Origin of the sequence: Streptomyces griseoruber, assembly GCF_001514205.1 — a bacterium.
In the GTDB taxonomy this organism is placed as follows: Bacteria; Actinomycetota; Actinomycetes; order Streptomycetales; family Streptomycetaceae; genus Streptomyces; species Streptomyces griseoruber.
The window spans coordinates 99,886-116,928 of record NZ_KQ948764.1; the positions used below are offsets into that span (position 1 = coordinate 99,886).

Genomic DNA, 17,043 nt, shown 5'->3' on the forward strand with positions numbered 1-17,043 from the left:
CCGTGAAGCTACTTGACGCCCAGGATCTGCTCGATCGGGTCGATCGCGAAGTACACCACGAACAGCGCCGACGCCGTCCACAGCAGCCAGTGGACCTCCTTGGCCTTGCCGAGGACCGTCTTGATCAGGACGTAGGCCACGAAGCCCGCGCCGATGCCGTTGGTGATCGAGTACGTGAAAGGCATCACGGCGATGGTGAGGAACGCCGGGACGGCGATCTCGTACTTGTCCCAGTCGATGCTCTTGACCTGCGTCATCATCAGGAAGCCGACCGCGATCAGGGCGGGGGCCGCGGCCTGCAGCGGGACGATGGTCAGGACCGGGGTGAGGAACAGGGCGAGGCCGAAGAGGCCGCCGGTGACGAGGTTGGAGAAGCCGGTGCGCGAGCCCTCGCCGACGCCGGCCGCGGACTCGATGTAGGCGGTCGCGGAGGAGGCGGAGGACGCGCCGCCGGCCACCGCGGCCGCGCCGTCGATGAGCAGCACACGGCCCAGGTTCGGCACCTTGCCGTCCTCGTCGAGGAGTCCGGCCTCCGCACTGATGCCGACGACCGTGCCCATGGTGTCGAAGAAGTCGGACAGCAGCAGGGTGAAGACCAGCAGGACGACGGTGACCGCACTGACCTCACCGAACGCGCCGAACAGGCTGAAGTGGCCGATCAGCCCGAAGTCGGGGGCGTCGACGATCTTGTCGGGCCAGGACGGGGTGGTCAGGCCCCAGGACTTGATGTCGGCGATCGAGTCGATCACGATCGCGAGCAGCGTCATGGTCACGATGCTGATCAGGATCGCGCCCCTGACCTTGCGGGCGAGCAGCGCGACGGTCAGCAGCACACCGAGGCAGAAGACGAGCACCGGCCAGCCGGTGAGGGTGCCGGTGCCGCCCAACTGGACCGGGACGGTGGTGTTCGCGACGTCGGGGATCCGGCTGACGAAGCCGGCGTCGACGAAGCCGATGAAGGCGATGAACAGGCCGATGCCGACGCTGATGGCCTGCTTCAGCGGTTGCGGGATGGCGTGCATGACGGCCTCGCGCAGGCCGGTCACCACGAGCACACAGATCAGCAGGCCCTCGAGGACGATCAGGCCCATCGCGTCGTCCCAGCTCATCAGCGGGGCGATCTGGAAGGCGACCACGGCGTTGAGGCCGAGGCCGGCGGCGAGCGCGAGGGGCAGATTGCCGCCGACACCCATGATGATCGTCATCACGGCGGCCACCAGGGCGGTGGCGGTGGTGAGTTGGACAGTGTCGAGGCTGTGGCCGAACTTGTCCTTCGCGCTTCCGAGGATGATCGGGTTCAGCACGAGGATGTAGGCCATGGTGAAGAACGTGGCGAAGCCGCCGCGTATCTCCCGGCCTAAGGTGGAACCCCGTTCGGAGATCTTGAAGAACTGGTCGACTCTGTCCACGTGTAACTCCCTGCTGCCTGTTCGAACGTGTGCGGATGCCGGCTGGATTGTTGCGTCGTTGAACCGTGCTCAGGTTTTCTGCGTGTTACGGAATCGGGCTCCCGCGCAGCTCCGGGCGGCCACATGATGTTCGAACCCCAGTACCAAACCAAGTGGATGATCACTGCTACGCTTCCGGATCTCGTCCCAGACCCTCCCCGGGACATCCCCATGTCATTCGCATGACACGCACAGCAGCCATCGAGAAGAGGTCACCCGTGGGCACAGTCGTCGACGACGCCGCCTCCGTGGAATTCCATGCCTTCTTCGACCGCCACTACGCCGAACTGGCCCGGCTCGCCCACCTTCTGACAGGTGAGGCGGACGCCGCCGACGACCTGGCGGCGGACGCGCTCCTCGCGCTGTGGAACCGCTGGGACCGGGTGCGCGCGGCCGAGCACCCGGTGGCGTACGCCCGCGGCGTCGTCGCCAACCTGGCCCGCACCCGGATCCGCAGCGCGGTCCGCGAGCGCCGCAGGATCGCCCTGTTCTGGTCGCAGCGCGAGGAGAAGACCGAGAACCCCGATGTCGCCGGCGTGGTGGACGTGCAGTCCGCGCTGCGTAGACTCCCTTTCCGCAAACGGGCCTGCGTGGTGCTCCGGCACGCCTTCGACCTCTCGGAGAAGGACACCGCGCTCGCTCTGGGGGTCTCGGTGGGTACGGTGAAGAGCCAGACCTCCAAGGGAATGGCCGAGTTGCAGAAGCTGCTCGGCGCACAGGGAGCTCCGCTCAAGGTGCACGCGATGGCGCGCACCCGCGAGACCTCGGGAAGGAACCGATGACGATGCAGCGGGACGTGCACGACGAACTGCGCGCCCGGCTGCACCAGGCGGCCGAGGGCTACGAGCCGGACCGGGCGCGCATCCTCGCCCGGGTCGAGCGCGGCATGGCGGGCGAGACCCAGGTCCAGGACCGGCGCGCGCACCGCGCGACCCGCCCGCTGGTCTGGGGCTGGACGCGGGTCGTGGGAGCCACGGCCGCGGTCGCGGGCATGCTCGCGGTCGGCGGTTACGCGGTGGCGTCCGCGGTGAAGGACGACACCCGGGTGGAGCAGACGGTCTCCGTCTCGCCGACGCCGGTGCAGTCCCCCGACGCCACGAGCCGGCCGCCGGCCTCCCCGAAGGCCACCCCGACCTCCGGGTCCGGCGGCGGGGCGAAGGATCCGGAGAAGCCGAGCGGTTCCCCGACGCCCTCCGCCACCTCGTCCCCGACGACATCGGCCGTCGTGCTCCTGCCGGGCACCGACGACGATGACGACGGGCCGCTCTGGTCGGACGGCTCCGTGGATCCGCACAGCAACGACTTCTGGGCGCAGAGCAACATCACCGTCCGGGCGAAGCAGGTGGCCACCGCGCTCACCGTGCAGCTGAGGATCGCCCAGACCGGCGGGGTGTCCAACACCGGGGCCTGGCGGTCGCTGCCGGAGCAGGACTTCGACCTCACGGTCACCGAGCAGGACGGCTTCCTGGTCTACACCTGGGTGCTCAAGGAGGGCCGTACGGTCCCCGTGGGCGAGTGGGTGTTCGCCGGGCAGTACGACCACGACCGCGGCGGCCGGGACGCCGGCGGCGACAGCTATGTCATCACGGGCCGGTCGGACGGCAAGGCCCTCACCCTGGGCAGCGGCTTCGCCGCCCAGGACACCTCCGGCGGCGACTCCTAGAAAATTTCCGGAACGGCGGCAACCCTTTCCTCACCGGTGGCGACCACACGGCGCAAGAGTCACCACCACCCGAGGATCCGGCACATGACTGCTTCCGCAGAACCGCGCATCCGGCACCGCCGCAGCGTCACCGGGCGGCGGGCGCTGATCGCGGGCTCCACCGCCCTGGGCATCACCGGCGCGGCGCTCGTCACCACGACGCCGCTGTCCTCGGCGGGCGCCACGACCGCCTGGCCCACGGCGACCGGCAGCAAGGCCGTCCCCTCGACGATCAAGGTCTCGGGGACCCACGACGGCAGGCTGCGGAAGTTCTACGGCAAGGGCGCGCTCGGCACCTCCGACCAGGACGAGTCGCAGGGTGCGCTCTTCGAACTGGCCGACGGCGCGGTCCTGAAGAACGTGATCATCGGGTCCCCGGCGGCGGACGGCGTCCACTGCAAGGGCTCCTGCACGCTGCGGAACGTGTGGTGGCCGGACGTCGGTGAGGACGCGGCCAGCTTCAAGGGCACGTCGTCCTCGGCCGTGTACAAGGTCATCGGCGGTGGCGCGCACGTCGTGCTGAGCGACATCGACGTGGTGGCCCCGCTGAAGGCGATCGTCGGCGTCAACGCCAACCACGGCGACACCGCCACCCTGTCGAAGATCCGCATCCAGAACGACCCGAAGAAGAAGGTCAGGATCTGCGTGCGGTTCCAGGGCAACAACACCGACAGGGAGCCCACCGAGATCGGGTCCGGTGCGGACGGAACCACCTGCAGGTTCTCGTCATCTGCCCTCACGTACAAGTGACACATTCCGCACAGAGCGACGGAGAACGGCCCTTGAGCACGCACAGAAGACGACCTCTCACGCGGCGACGCGTACTCGGGGCCTCCGCGATCGGGGTCGCCGCCACGGGTGCCGCCGTCGCGGGCGGTGCCGGACTGCTCCCGTCCGCGTCCGCCGCCGCGTTCGGCTACCGGGACGACGGCCGGAACTACGTCGTGGACACCGGGTCCTCGCTCGTCTTCAAGGTCTCCAAGACCACCGGCGACCTCACCTCCCTGGTCTACCGGGGCAAGGAGTACGAGGGCTACGGCGGCCGGCACTCGCACGTGGAGTCCGGCCTCGGCGCCTCGACGGTGACGATCAGGCAGTCGGGGTCCACGATCCTGATCAAGGTGGTGCACGGCGCGATCACCCAGTGGTACGCGGCCCGCAACGGCGAGAACAACGTCTACCTGTGGACGGACAAGGCGGACGCCTCCTTCACCGCCACCCGCTACATCGTCCGCCTCAAGCCCGGCATGTTCCCCAACACCGGCCCGGACTCCTGGATCGAGGCCTCGGACACGGTCATCGAAGCCGGGGACGTCTGGAAGCGGGCGGACGGCACCACCCACTCCAAGCACTACTCGGGCAAGCGGACGATCGACTACGACCACATCGGTTTCACCACCGGCTCGGTCGGCCTGTACCTGGTCCGCTCCCACCACGAGAAGGCCTCGGGCGGCCCCTTCTACCGCTCGCTGCTGCGCCACTCCAACGACAAGGGCGCGGGTCTCTACGAGATCCTGCACTACAACGAGGCCCAGACCGAGGCGGAGCGTTTCGGCCTCCAGGGCCCGTACGTCCTCGCCTTCACGGACGGCGGCACGCCCCCCTCGTCCCTCTCCGCCGCCAACCTGGACACCTCCTGGGTGGACGGCCTCGGCATCACCGGCTGGGTCGGGAAGGCCGGCCGCGGCAAGGTGGCGGGCGTGGGCCTGAAGGGCATGGACGCGCAGTACCCGTACACGGTCGGCTTCGCCAACAAGGACGCCCAGTACTGGGCGAGGGCGGCGGCCGGGACCGGTGCGTTCTCCTGCAAGGGGATGCTGCCGGGGACGTACACGCTGACCGTCTTCAAGGGCGAACTGGCGGTCCTGACCCAGCAGGTGAAGGTGACCGCGGGCACCACCACGAGCCTGCACACCCTCACGATCACCGGCGACCCCTCCACGGCGAAGACCGTCTGGCGCCTCGGCGACTGGGACGGCACGCCCGGGGAGTTCAAGAACGCCCGGCTCATGACGTACGCGCACCCCTCCGACGCCCGCGCGGCGAAGTGGACCGGCAACGTCACGATCGGCAGCGGCGACCCCGCCCGGTCCTTCCCCGCGTACCTGTGGAAGGACGTCAACGACGGCGTCCTGATCTACTTCAAGCTGACCGGGGAACAGGCGGCGGCCGCCCACACCCTCCGCATCGGCGTCACCGACGCCTTCGCGAACGGCCGTCCGCGCGTCAGCGTGAACGACTGGGTCTCCGCGGTCCCGGCGGCCGTCACCCAGCCCTCGACCCGCTCCCTCACCACGGGGTCCTACCGGGGCAACAACCACACCTTCACGTACCACGTCCCGGCGACCGCCTGGAGGACGGACGTCTCGCAGTACAACGTCCTCAAGCTCACCATCGTCAGCGGCTCGTCCGGCACGGCGTATCTGAGCCCGGGCACGTCCTTCGACTGCATGGATCTCCTCGCCTGAAAAGGACTTGCCGGCTTCAGCCCCTCTGAGGTCGGCAAAAAGGGAAAGCCCCCGTCGCTGGAACCCGGCGGGGGCTTTCCCGACTTCTTCAGTTCATGGTGGACCCGATGATCGTGGACCCGGTGGTGAGAAACGTCGTGACCGGCAACGCCCCATCCGACTTCCGCGCCCCGTACGCGGAACTCGCGTCGGTGGAAACGAACTTGGGCGCAGTCACCCCACTGTCCCAGTTGTTCGCGGCGGACACCGCCGACGACCCCAGCTTCGACAATCCGCCCTTGTTTCTCACCGCGAGATTCCGGGCGAGCCGCGCCTTACCCGTGGCGAAATAGAATCCCGCCGCCGCATTGGAGTAAGCGGTGTTGCGGTTCAGCACGATCGCGCCCGTGTTGGAGTTCTCGGTGAACCCGTTGAGCGTGTTGTCCCAGGCCGCGTTGTTGTTGACGACGTGCGCGACGGCGACACCCCCGCCGCCCAGCTTGAACCCGTTGCCGTTGCCCTCGAACGCCGAGTCGCCCCAGCGGTTCCTGCCGTTGCCGAAGGCCCAGCTGTGCTCGATCGTGACGGACGTGGAGAACTGCCAGAGGTCGAGCCCGTCGTCCGAATTGTTGTACAGACGGGCGCCGGTGATCCTGTTGCCGCTGCCGGAGCCGAACTTGACGGCGATGCCGTCCGCGTTCTGACCGTGCCCGGAGGCGTCGTAGTTGCCGTGACTGTCCAGGTTCTGCACGAGGTTGCCGACCGTGTCGTCGCCGCGCAGGGTGAACCCGGAGTCGCCGTTGTTCGCGGTGACGAGGTTCCTGAAGACACCGCCGGTGGAGGAGGTGACGACGAAGCCCTGGGCCGGGGAGTTCTGGAAGGTGAGGTTCTGGACGGTCCAGTAGCTGCCGTAGATGCCGGTGAGCCAGGAGCCGTCGGGCAGCTTGGAGCCGTCGATCTTCACTTTCTCGCCGCCGTGGGCCTGGAGCGTGATGCGCGACGCACTCGTGCCGTCGGCCGTGGACTTGAGGGTGGCCGTCGGGTAGTAGGTGCCGGCGCGGACCTGGATGACCGTGCCGGCGACCGCGTTCCTCACGGCCGACTCCAGTTGCGCGGTGGTGGAGACGGTGACGGTGGCGGACGTGGCCTGGGCGCCGCCGCCCGACAGGCCGAGGTAGACCCCGCCGCCCCCCGAGGCGAGCGCCACGGCGGCGGCGATCGAGAGGGTGCGCGTCCTGCGGTGGCGTCCGGTGCTCAAACGCACGGGCGTTCCTTTCAACGTGGGGCTGCCGGGAGGAAGCGGGCCGGAGGGGCCGCCCCGGCCCGCTTCCGCACACCAGTCGCCGCCATGGCCGAAAAGGGTTGCCGCGCCGGGCGAAAGGATCGACGAAACTTTCGCCGCCCCCCGCCGCACCCGCACCCGCACCCGCACCCGCACCCGCACCCGCACCCGCACCCGCACCCGCACCGATTGACGCGCCGTCCGCCGCTGGTGACACTCCGAAGGCCCGACGCCCCACAGACCCTCGGGAGCCCCGTCCGTGACGCACTCGAAGTACGCCGATGCGGCCGGACGCGGAACTGCGTTCACCGGCACCTGCGTTGTGGGTGGGCGAGGGGGCGACGGTGAGCCCGCGCTCCGGCACCCGCCGGGACTTCCGCGGACCGCGGACGTACACGGTGACGGCGGCCGACGGGACGCGCCTCGAAGGACCTGGTCCACCGGAAGGACCACGGGGTGATCCTCGATCCGGGGTCCGCCGTGGGCTGGGCGGAGAGGTACGCCTGGGCGCCGGCGGTCGCCGAGCGCGACGGGACCGTCCCCGCTGGGCCCGTGGACCGAGCGGGGGACGATCCTGTCCAAGCATCCCGAATCACGGCATCCTGGCCACCGGTCAGCACCCCTTGACATCCTCGGTTGGCCGAAGCCAAGGGATTCCAGCCCTCACGAGCTGAGGTTCACGGGCGCTCGAACCCTTTGCCGGCCCTACCGTCCAACCCGGGGTGCGTACGCGGTCTCAGCTGACGAAGTACGTCGGGTTCGGCAGCTTGTAGCGCCGGTCGGCGTAGCCGCCCTCGAGGTCCGAGTACTGGTCGCCGAAGTTGGCGATGATCTCGTACCCGAGGTCGTTCTCGATGTGCTTGCGGGTGCCCGCCTTGTACTGGACGGTGGTGCAGGTCCAGCTGTTCGGGGTGGCGCAGGCGCTCAGGTAGGCCGGCGGGTTGGCCGCGTCCTTGAGGAACATGTGGTCGGCGTCGAGGTTCACATCGGCGCCGATCTTCTTCAGGTTCTCCACGGCGGAGACGCGCTGCGATTCCTTCAGGCCCGAGTTGTAGAAGACCTCGACGCCCTTGGACTTCGCGTACTGCACCAGCTCGGGGCTGCCGAAGACGGCCGGACGGTCCGCCTTCGCCACGTACTCGGCCCAGGTGGCCGAGTTGTAGGTGTAGTTGGTCTTCTTCTCGTAGTCGAGGCTGAGCAGCAGCGTGTCGTCGATGTCGAAGACGACCGCGGGCTTCTCGCCGTGGTGGCGGGCCTTGCGGGCCGCCTGGTCGATGTACTTCCGCGCGGACTTGTCGATCGCCGCGAGGTCCTTGGCGTACGGGCTGGTCGGCGACGCCTGGTACACGCCGTTGGCGTCCGCCGCGGTGCCGTAGTAGGTGTCGATGTCCTTCACCAGGAGCCCGATGTTGTAGGGCTCGTGGGTGGAGTTGGCCGTGGACTGGCCGGCCGTGGCCGCGCCGGCGCCGTAGAGCGCGGCACCGGCGACGGCACAGGCGGCGACGGAGGCCGCGATGCGCAGTGACTTATGCATGACAGGCTTTCTACGCGCGTCACGCGGTCGGGCGCGAGACCCGTTGCCCGATCGATACCCGTTCGGCGGGCAAAAATCGGGTCAAGCGCCCGGTTGGCTCAGCGGCGGGGTCAGTCCATCGTCGCCCCGATCGTCGTCGAACCCGTCGTCAGGAACGTGGTGGTGGGCAGAGTGCCGCTGGAACTGCGGGCGTTGTACGTCGTCGAGGCGTCCGTCGACCGGAAGGCGGGCGTCGAGACGCCGCTGTCCCAGTTGTTGCCGGCCGAGGTGACCGAGGAGCCCTTGTTGACCGAGCCGCCGCCGTTGCTCACGGCGAGGTTCTTGCCGAGCTTGGCGGAGCTGGTCGCGAAGTAGTAGCCCCACTTGCTGTTGGCGTAGGCGGTGGTGCGGTTGATGACGATCGCCCCGGTGTTGGAGTTCTCGGTGAAGCCGTTGCCCGCGTTGCCCCAGGCGGCCGAGTTGTTGATGACGTGCGCGACGACCTCGCCGTCGCCGCCCAGCTTGTAGCCGTTGCCGTCGCCCGCGAACGCGGAGTCCGACCAGCGGTTGACGCCGTTGCCGAAGGACCAGGTGTGCTCGATGGTGACCGGCGAGGAGAAGGACCAGAAGTCGATCCCGTCGTCCGCGTTGTTGTAGAGGCGGGCCCCGGTGATCAGGTTGCCGGTCCCGGAGCCGAACTTCACGGCCACCCCGTCGGCGTTCTCACCGTGGTTGGCGGCGTCGTAGTTGCCGTAGGAGTCGATGTTCCTGACCGTGTTGTTCACCGTGCCGTCGCCGGTGAGCGTGAAGCCGGAGTCGCCGCCGTTGATCGTCTTGATGTTGTTCCAGTTCGTCCCGGTGCAGGACTGGCAGACGACCGCGCTGTCCGGGGAGTTCTGGAAGGTGATGTTGGAGACGTTCCAGTAGTCGGCGGTCAGCTTGAAGATCCAGTCGCCGTCGGGGAGCGAGGAGCCGTCGATCTTCACGGTCTCCGAGCCGTACGCGGTGAGCGTGACCGGCGAGGAGGAGCTGCCGTTGGCGGTGGACTGGAGGGTGGCCGTCGGGTAGTAGGTGCCGCCCCGGACCTGGATGACCGTGCCCGCGGTGGCGTTCTTGATGGCGTTGGACAGGTCGGTGGAGTTGCTGACGACCACCGTGGCGGCCTGCGCCTGGGTCGGGAGGACGGCGAGACCTGCGCCGAGCGCGAGGGCCGCGCCGAGCGCGAAGGCGGTGCGACGAGACATGGAGTGCGGGTCCTTTCTCGTGTGGGGAGAGGGGTGGTTCACAGGACGCGGTCGAGCCAGTCGAAGACCTCGTCCTGCATGCGGTCGACGAAGACATGGCCGAGGTCGGGCCAGGTCTCCAGTCGCAACCGCTCCTCGGCGTGGCGTGAGCGCCAGACGGCACGCAGCTTCTCGTGGGCGGTGCGGACGCCGTCGGTGGGGAACAGCGGGTCCAGTGCTCCGGAGAAGAACAGCATCGGCCGGGGTGCGGCGATGCTCGCCACGTCGGGGAAGTCGAGGAACCGGGGCAGTCCCGGGTGGAGCATGTAGTACGACGACTGCCCGCGCAGGGTGTTGTTGCCGGGCACCATCATTTCCTTGAGGCCGGTCATCCAGCAGACGCAGGCGGCGGCGCGCACGGCGTCGGTCAGGGCCGCGGTCTGCCAGGCCCGGTAGGCGCCCATCGAGAAGCCGACGGCCGCGACCCGGCGGGCGTCCACCCGGTCGAGGCCCGCCAGGAAGCCGGCGGCGCGGGCGTCCTCGCGGGCCATGAGGCCGGCGAGCGAGGAGCCCAGATTGAAGAAGTTCGAGGCGAGCGCCTGCTGCTGGTCGTAGGCGAGGGGGCCGCGGTCGCCCCAGCCGAGGGCGTCCGCGCACAGCACGACATACCCACGCCGGGCCAGTTCGTCGCCGACGAACCGTCCACCGAAGTACTTCTGCGCCCACGCCTGCGCGGACGCCAGCCGGACGTCGTCGTCCCAGGGCCGGACCAGCTTCTCCTTGCCGATGTCGAACTTCGCCCCGTGGTCGTGCAGCAGCAGGACCGCCGGGAAGGGGCCCGGTCCGTCGGGGGTGAGCAGGGCGGCGCGGACGCGCTCGTGCCGGGTGAGGGAGAGGGTGACCGACTGGGCCCGGTAGCCGTCCTGCCGGACGGGCTCCCCGAACTCGGGGGCGTACGGCGTCCCGTCCTCCCGGTCGACGATCAGCAGCTCGTCCACCTTGGAGCGGGCGGCCCGGCGCCAGGCCCGGAAGTCCCGCACCGGGGCGGTGCCCCAGGCGAGGGGGAAGGTCAGGGCGGCCTCGAGCGCGGGGTGGAAGCCGGGGAGCGGGCCGTCGACCACGGCGGTCTCTGCGACGGCAGCCTCGAAGTCGGCAGCCCCGGCGCCGGCCGTCTCGGCGGCAGTGGTGTCGGCGGAGATCTCGGCAGCAGTGGTGTCGGCGGAAGTCTCGGCAGCAGTGGTGTCGGCGGAAGTCTCGGCGGCGGCGCCGGCCTGCGACGCGACGCCGGTCGCCTCGGCACCGGTCGCCTCGGCCTCGGCCGTCCCGGCACCGGCCGACGGGACAACGCCGGTCGGCCCCGCGCGCCCCGCCCCCGCGCGCGCCGCCCCGCCACCGGCCGACGTGACAACGCCGCTCGGCCCGGCGCCCGCCGACCCGGTGTCCTTCGCCGCCGCAGGCCCCGCCGCTCCCCCGGCCAGCAGGGCCGCACCCGCCCCGGTCACGAACGCCCGCCGTCCCAGCCGGTCACGGCCGCCGGTCATACGGCCTCCAGTTCCCGAGGTAGGTCCGCGGGGTGTGGAGGGCTGCCTCCTCGGCCGTGAGCTGGGGGCGGTTCTCCGGTACGGAGATCTCCGCGCCGGGGCCGGAGTTGGCGCGCTCGCGGAAGCGCATGGTCTGCCAGGGGTAGGCGTCCCGCATGTTGGTGTAGGGGGCGGCCGCGTCGATGCCGGGGTCGATCCAGGTGTCCCGGACGACGAGGGAGGGCCAGGCGGTCGTCTCGTACGACGGCACCCAGGGCCGGGCGATCTTGTACGCCGCGTCCTCGGCGCCGGAGGTGATCCGGGAGCGGAGGGCGAGGAAGCCGTAGGGGTTGGCCCGGGCGGTGGAGGGGGCGAAGACCATGCCCTTGGGGGTGAACGTCACGTCCCGCTGGAGGGTGTGGAAGCGGCAGCCGTCGAAGACGGCCCGGGCCCGCCCGAAGACGAAGTCGACGTCCCCCTCGATGTGGCAGTGGCGGTAGTACTGCCGGTCGAAGGCGTCGAGCGCGGTGGTGTCCGCGAAGAGGGTGTCCTGGTGGGCGAGGAGGCGCACGTTCTCGAAGTGGCTGCGGTCGCCGGTGACGTAGGCGGCGACGGCCTGGGTGCCGGTGATGTCGGGGTGGTCGGCGCGCAGCCAGTCGTTGGCGAGGGTGAGGCCGTGGACGGTGAGCCCGGGGGCGGCGGAGGTGAAGGTGGCGGAGCCCGCCGTGCCGTGGGTGCCGGATCCGTCCGGCTTCGGCGTCCCGTTGGCGTTGTCGTAGACGATCACGGCGGCACGGGGGTCGCGGCTCGCGCCCCGGATCGTCAACTCCTCCTTTTCCGCAGGGATGTTGACGACCTCGCGATAGGTCCCGGGGTGCACGACGATCGTCCGGCCGGGGCCGTCGACGGTGTCCACGGCCGCCTGGACGGAGTCGCCGGGGTGGACGTGCAGGACGCGGCGGGGGTGGAAGGCCTCAGCCGCCGGGGCCGGGGCGGCGGGGAGCAGCGCGGCGCCGGTGAGGCCCGCGAGGAGGGTGCGTCTGCGCAGTGCCATGTCAGCACTCCCCCTTCCAGGGTTCCCAGTCGCCGAGGTGGACGGCGCGGGTCGCCGACTCGGCCTGTTCGTCGGTGAGCTGGGGCCGGTTCTCGGGGACGGTGATCTCCGCGCCCGGGCCGGTGTTGCGGTACTCGGCGAACCGCTGGTTCTGCCAGGGGAAGGAGGCCGACATGTCGGTGTAGGGGGCCACCGCGTCGACGCCGGCTCCGAGGTGGGTGTCCCGGACGGTCAGCGAGGGCCGGGCGGTGGTGTCGGAACTGGGGACCCAGGGGCGGGCCAGCTTGTAGAAGGCGTCCGGGGCCTCGCTGGTGATCCGGCCGCGGGTGACGAGGTAGCCGCGCGGATTGGCGCCCGCCGTGGAGGGGGCGAAGACGAACCCGTAGGGGGCGGCGGCCAGGTCGGTGCGGTTCAGGGTGCGGAAGTGGCAGTGCTCGTAGACGGCGGTGGCCCGGCCGAAGACGAAGTCGACGTCGCCCTCGACGTAGCAGTGGGCGTAGTACTGCCGGGCGAAGGCGGTCAGGGCGATCGAGTCGGCGTACAGGGTGTCCTGGTGGCCGAGGAAGCGGCAGTGGTGGAAGGCGGAGCGGTCGCCCTGGACCTTGATGGCGACGGCCTGGGTGCCGGTGATGTCGGGGTGGTCGGCGCGCAGCCAGTCGTTGGCGAAGGTGATCCAGCGGGCGGTGAAGCCGGCGGCCTGCACGGTGGTGGTGGCCGAGCCGGTGGTGCCGTAGGTGCCGCCGCCGGGCTTGGGGGTGCCGGCCGCGTTGTCGTAGACGATGACGACGGCCCGCGGGTCCTCGGCGGCGCCGATCCAGGTGGCCTCGGTGCGGGTGGTGTCGAGGACGACCGTCTCGCGGTAGACGCCCGCGGCGAGGACGAGGGTCCAGCCGCTGCCGGTGGTGGCGGCGACGGCGTCGCGGACGGTGCTGAAGTCGCCCCGGCCGAGCGGGTCGACGTACAGGGTCTGCGGGGTGAGCCGGGCGGCCGGGCTGCCGTGGCGGCCGAACGGGCCGCGTCTGCCGGGGGTGGCCTGCGCGGGCCGGGCGGCCAGGCCCAGGGCGGCCACCGTGCCGCCGGTCGCGGCGAGGAACCGCCTTCTGGAAAGGGAGGGCATGCGGGTGCTCCTTGGCGGTGTGCGGCGGTGCGGGGAGGGGCCGGGGTGACGACGGGACGCCGCCGCCCCGGCCTTGAAAGAAGGGGGAGGCCTCAGCCCAGGCGTCCCGCGCCCGCGCCGCAGTCGACGATCCGGGGCACGGACCTCGTGGGGTCGACCTTGGTGCGCAGGGTCGGGGTCCAGCCCGCCCCGGACTGGAGGACCTCGCCGGGGATCTCGGCGTTGTGGACGGCGATCAGGTCGGTGGCCGTGCCGTTGACGTAGTTGTCCTCGGCGGTCAGCGGCGAGACGTTCCAGCGCTTGAGCACCTTGGCCGCGCTGACCCCCTCGGGCAGGGTGAACGCGTTGTGCTCGGCGACGAGTCGGGATTCCTTGCCGATGCCGAAGCTGTAGGAGTAGTCGCCGTTCGCGACGAAGTGGTTGTTGTAGGAGTCGACCTGGCCGAAGCGGACGCGAGGGGCGCGCTCGACCAGGTTCGAGAACAGGTTGTGGTGGAAGGTCACCTTCAGGTGGCCCCGGTCGCCCGCCGCGGTCGACTCGCTGTCGCTGTTGCCGATGAGGATCGTCTTGTCGTGCTCGGTGAAGACGTTCCAGGAGGCGGTGACGTAGTCGGCGCCGCGGACGATGTCCAGCTCGCCGTCGTGCTGCTGGTAGAGCATCCCGAAGTAGGTGGGGGCGGCGCTGTCGGGGTGGGAGCCGTCGGTGAAGGTGTTGTGGTCCAGCCACACATGGGTGGCCCCGTACACCACGGCGGTGTCGTACTCGGAGTTCCAGTTGCCGTTGGTGCCGTCGGTCGGGTCCCACTGCGGGAAGCAGTCGATCGGCGACTCGAAGGACAGATTGCGGACGATCACGTTGTCGACGGCCCTGATCTGGAGGCTGACGCCCTTGAACCCGGCGTTGCGGCCGATGCCGACGATGGTGGTGTTGGAGGGGATGCTCGCCTTGATCGCCTTGTCCTGGTTGGCCTGCGAGACCCGGCGCAGCCCCTCCGGGCTGTCGTCGGGCTCGGCGCTGAGGTCGGTGTCCAGACCCCAGGCCTGCGGGGAGTACGTGGCGAGGTAGGCGTCGAAGTCGTAGCCGGGCGCGGCGAAGGCGTCGCAGCCCTCGGCGACGGCGTCGATGACCCCCTTCACCTTGATGATCTTCGGGGCGGAGCCACCGGCCGCGAGGGCTGCCTTGAACTCGGCCCAGGTGGTGACGGTGTACACGTGGTCGGCGTCGGCGGCCGACCCGCCTGTGGTCCCGGTCCCGTACGAGCCCCAGCCGTCGTTCGCGGCGAGCACCTGGCGGCCGAGGTCGCGGGACGTGGTGTGGGCGGACGCGGTACCGGTGACGGACAGCACCAGTGCGGTGCACCCCACCAGGGCAGCAATGACGCGTCCATGACATTTCTGTGTACGCACTGTGCGGGTCTCCTCTTGTTACGTCAGCGGCTCGGGCCAGGTGATCCAGGACGTCGGGATCTCGTCACGCAGCCGCACCACGTCACGCGGGCCGAGCACCCGCGTCCGCAGCAGCTCCCGCGCGAGAAGCCGCGCCACGGCGATCGCGCCCGGCGGATTGAAATGCGTGTTGTCCTGCTCGGTGTCGGTCCAGTTGAAGTAGGTCTTGGTCGCCTCGACGCCCAGCTCCTGCCAGAGCGCCAGCGACAGCGCCTGGAGGTCGAGCAGCGCCACGCCCTCCTCCTCGGCGAGCGCCCGCATGGCCGCCGGGTACTCCCCGTGCGTCGGCACGGCGTTCCCCTCGGCGTCGAACCTCCGCCGCTCCACGGGCGTGGCCAGGACCGGCCGCGCCCCCTTCGCCCTGGCACCCGCGATGTAGAGGCGCAGGTAGTCCTGGTACGTCGTCCAGGGCTCGGTGTAGCGGGTGGGATCGGTGGTCTTCTCGTCGTTGTGCGCGAACTGCACGATCAGGAAGTCACCGGGCCTGATGGCCGCGAGGACGGCGTCGAGGCGCCCCTCGTCGACGAAGCTCTTGGAACTGCGCCCGTTCACCGCGTGATTGGCGACGGACAGACCGGAACGGAGGAAGAAGGGCAGCGCCATGCCCCACCCGGTCTCGGGCGCGGCGTCGGAGTACTTCTGGGCGGCGGTGGAGTCACCGGCGATGTAGAGCGTGCGGGGCCGGCCGTGGGCCTCGGCCGTACCGGCCGCGGCCAGCGAGAGGGGTACGGCGGCGAGGGCCGCCGAGGTGACCTGTCTGCGGGTAAGAGACAACGAACGTCCACCTCATGTCTTCTTGGGGGCGCGGGGAACTGCGCGACCAGCCACAACCGGCCCGCAGTCGCCCCGCGACAGCAACCACCCGAGTTATCCGTGGTTCTTCTTCCAGTCCGCCTGAGCGGCGTTCAGCTGTTCGGCCAGCGTGTCCAGGAAGTCCTTCGCGCTCATCTTCCCGAGCAGCACCTTCTGGAAGTTCGGCTCGTTGTCGGCCTTGGAGATCGTGTTCCAGTCGGGCAGGTAGTAGGGCAGCTGCACGATCTTCGTGCCGTCCCCCGACAGCGCCTCGGCGGCGAGCTTCGTCGGCTCCGAGGACTGCACCCAGCTGTCCTGCGCCGCCTCCAGGTTCGCCGGCACCTGCCCGGCCGTCTCGTTCCACTTGCTGTTCGCCTCATGGCCCGCGGCGAACTCGATGAACTTCCAGGCGGCGGTCTTGTTCTTGCTGGACTTGAACAGCCCGAGACCGTCGACGGGGTTGGACACCTGCACCCGCGTGCCGTCGTCCTGCGTCGGCGCGGGGATGCCCTTGAACTTGCCCGCGAGCGCCTTCTGGTGGTCGGCGAAGGAGCCGAGGTTGTGGCTCAGCATGCCGATGGTGCCGCTGTCCCACTGGGCGACCATCTTGGTGAAGTCGTTGTTGACGTCGGCGGCCGGGGTGTCCTTCTTGTACAGACCGACGTACTTCTCCAGCGCGGCCACGTTCTCGGGGTCGTTGACCGTGGTCTTGTCACCGCTCCAGAACTCGGTGATGCCGCTCTGCCCGTAGGTGGCGTCGAGCGCCTGGGCGATGGACCCGGCGCCGCCGCGGATGGTGTAGCCGAACGCGTTCTTGCCCTTGTTCGTGAGCTTGTCGGCGGCCGTGTAGAACTTCGTCCAGGTCGTCGGCGCCTCCAGACCCGCCTGCTCGAACAGGTCGGTGCGGTACCACAGGGTGCCGTTGTTGGCGGAGGTCGGCACGCTGTACGTCTTGCCGTCGACCCCGGCCGCCTTGACGCTGTCCAGGAACTTGGCGTTGAGCTGGTCCTTCAGGTCGCTCTCGGCGAGGCGGTCGTCCAGCGGTTCGAGGGCGCCCTGCGCCGCGACCTCGGCGAGCATCGCGGTGCCCACACCGCCGACGTCGGGCAGGCCGCCGCCCTGGATGGCGGTGTCGTACTTGGACTGGACGCTGTCGGCGGGGACACCGACGTACTTCACCTTGATGTCCGGGTTCGCCTTCTCGAAGTCGGCGATGATCTCCTTCCAGATGTCGGTGCGGACACCGCCGTTGTTGTCCCAGAAGGTGATCTCGCCCTTGCCCGAGCCCTCGCCTCCCTTGTCCCCCGCGCTGCCGCTGCCGTCGTCACCGCAGGCGGTGGCGGTCAGCGCGAGCACGGAGCCCAGGGCGACGGCCAGTGCGGCGCGCCTGCTTCTGCGGATGCTGCTGTTCATTTGCGGCTCTCCCTCGTGGGTACCCCCGGCTTCAACCGGGGAAGGAATCGAAGCTCCCGCACAACGGGGCGGGGAAAGGTGAATCGT

Annotated in this window: 14 protein-coding genes and 1 pseudogene; 5 read left to right on the forward strand and 10 right to left on the reverse strand. The window is 70.0% G+C overall.

The window, feature by feature from the left end:
- Positions 1 to 8 precede the first annotated feature (8 nt).
- Positions 9 to 1,409, reverse strand: a complete 1,401-nt coding sequence (locus AQJ64_RS04840) for an NCS2 family permease (protein WP_206189624.1) — start codon at positions 1,407 to 1,409, stop codon at positions 9 to 11.
- Between the two features lie 257 nt (positions 1,410 to 1,666).
- Here AQJ64_RS04840 and AQJ64_RS04845 point away from each other — a divergent pair, with 257 nt between their 5' ends.
- From AQJ64_RS04845 to AQJ64_RS04860, 4 genes are all read left to right on the forward strand, one after another.
- The gene (locus tag AQJ64_RS04845; protein ID WP_055632149.1) at positions 1,667 to 2,230 is read left to right on the forward strand and encodes a SigE family RNA polymerase sigma factor; all 564 of its coding nucleotides are present in this window, start codon (positions 1,667 to 1,669) and stop codon (positions 2,228 to 2,230) included.
- The gene (locus AQJ64_RS04850) at positions 2,227 to 3,111 is read left to right on the forward strand and encodes a hypothetical protein (RefSeq protein ID WP_055632150.1); all 885 of its coding nucleotides are present in this window, start codon (positions 2,227 to 2,229) and stop codon (positions 3,109 to 3,111) included. The genes AQJ64_RS04845 and AQJ64_RS04850 overlap by 4 nt, the downstream gene beginning before the upstream one ends.
- 84 nt (positions 3,112 to 3,195) lie before the next feature.
- On the forward strand, positions 3,196 to 3,900 hold the full coding sequence (locus AQJ64_RS04855; protein ID WP_055632151.1) for a pectate lyase: 705 nt from the start codon (positions 3,196 to 3,198) through the stop codon (positions 3,898 to 3,900).
- Positions 3,901 to 3,932: 32 nt separating this feature from the next.
- Positions 3,933 to 5,618, forward strand: coding sequence for a rhamnogalacturonan lyase B N-terminal domain-containing protein (locus AQJ64_RS04860; protein ID WP_055632152.1), 1,686 nt, complete (start codon positions 3,933 to 3,935; stop codon positions 5,616 to 5,618).
- Between the two features lie 88 nt (positions 5,619 to 5,706).
- Here AQJ64_RS04860 and AQJ64_RS04865 read toward each other — a convergent pair whose 3' ends face one another.
- Complete coding sequence (locus AQJ64_RS04865) at positions 5,707 to 6,861, reverse strand: right-handed parallel beta-helix repeat-containing protein (RefSeq protein WP_059202430.1); 1,155 nt, start codon at positions 6,859 to 6,861, stop codon at positions 5,707 to 5,709.
- A gap of 296 nt (positions 6,862 to 7,157) precedes the next feature.
- Between AQJ64_RS04865 and AQJ64_RS50530 the strand changes: the two are divergent.
- Positions 7,158 to 7,413 (forward strand): annotated as a pseudogene (locus AQJ64_RS50530) (family 43 glycosylhydrolase); the annotation flags it as partial.
- A 202-nt stretch (positions 7,414 to 7,615) separates the two neighbouring features.
- On the opposite strand, the gene AQJ64_RS04870 reads toward AQJ64_RS50530, so the two are convergent.
- The 8 genes from AQJ64_RS04870 to AQJ64_RS04905 form a co-directional block, all read right to left on the reverse strand.
- Positions 7,616 to 8,413, reverse strand: a complete 798-nt coding sequence (locus tag AQJ64_RS04870; RefSeq protein ID WP_055639185.1) for an HAD family acid phosphatase — start codon at positions 8,411 to 8,413, stop codon at positions 7,616 to 7,618.
- A 110-nt stretch (positions 8,414 to 8,523) separates the two neighbouring features.
- Complete coding sequence (locus AQJ64_RS04875; protein ID WP_055639186.1) at positions 8,524 to 9,636, reverse strand: right-handed parallel beta-helix repeat-containing protein; 1,113 nt, start codon at positions 9,634 to 9,636, stop codon at positions 8,524 to 8,526.
- Positions 9,637 to 9,674: 38 nt separating this feature from the next.
- Positions 9,675 to 10,814, reverse strand: coding sequence for a dienelactone hydrolase family protein (locus AQJ64_RS04880; protein WP_055639187.1), 1,140 nt, complete (start codon positions 10,812 to 10,814; stop codon positions 9,675 to 9,677).
- 325 nt (positions 10,815 to 11,139) lie between these two features.
- Complete coding sequence (locus AQJ64_RS04885) at positions 11,140 to 12,183, reverse strand: pectinesterase family protein (RefSeq protein WP_059202520.1); 1,044 nt, start codon at positions 12,181 to 12,183, stop codon at positions 11,140 to 11,142.
- 7 nt (positions 12,184 to 12,190) lie between these two features.
- The gene (locus tag AQJ64_RS04890) at positions 12,191 to 13,306 is read right to left on the reverse strand and encodes a pectinesterase family protein (protein WP_059202431.1); all 1,116 of its coding nucleotides are present in this window, start codon (positions 13,304 to 13,306) and stop codon (positions 12,191 to 12,193) included.
- Between the two features lie 92 nt (positions 13,307 to 13,398).
- A complete protein-coding gene (locus tag AQJ64_RS04895) occupies positions 13,399 to 14,712 on the reverse strand; it encodes a pectate lyase family protein (protein ID WP_055636117.1) in 1,314 nt (437 codons plus the stop codon).
- Between the two features lie 18 nt (positions 14,713 to 14,730).
- Positions 14,731 to 15,525, reverse strand: coding sequence for a rhamnogalacturonan acetylesterase (locus tag AQJ64_RS04900; protein ID WP_055636116.1), 795 nt, complete (start codon positions 15,523 to 15,525; stop codon positions 14,731 to 14,733).
- A gap of 93 nt (positions 15,526 to 15,618) precedes the next feature.
- Positions 15,619 to 16,956 (reverse strand): ABC transporter substrate-binding protein, encoded by a 1,338-nt coding sequence (locus AQJ64_RS04905; RefSeq protein ID WP_055636115.1) that lies wholly within the window; start codon positions 16,954 to 16,956, stop codon positions 15,619 to 15,621.
- Positions 16,957 to 17,043: the final 87 nt, after the last annotated feature.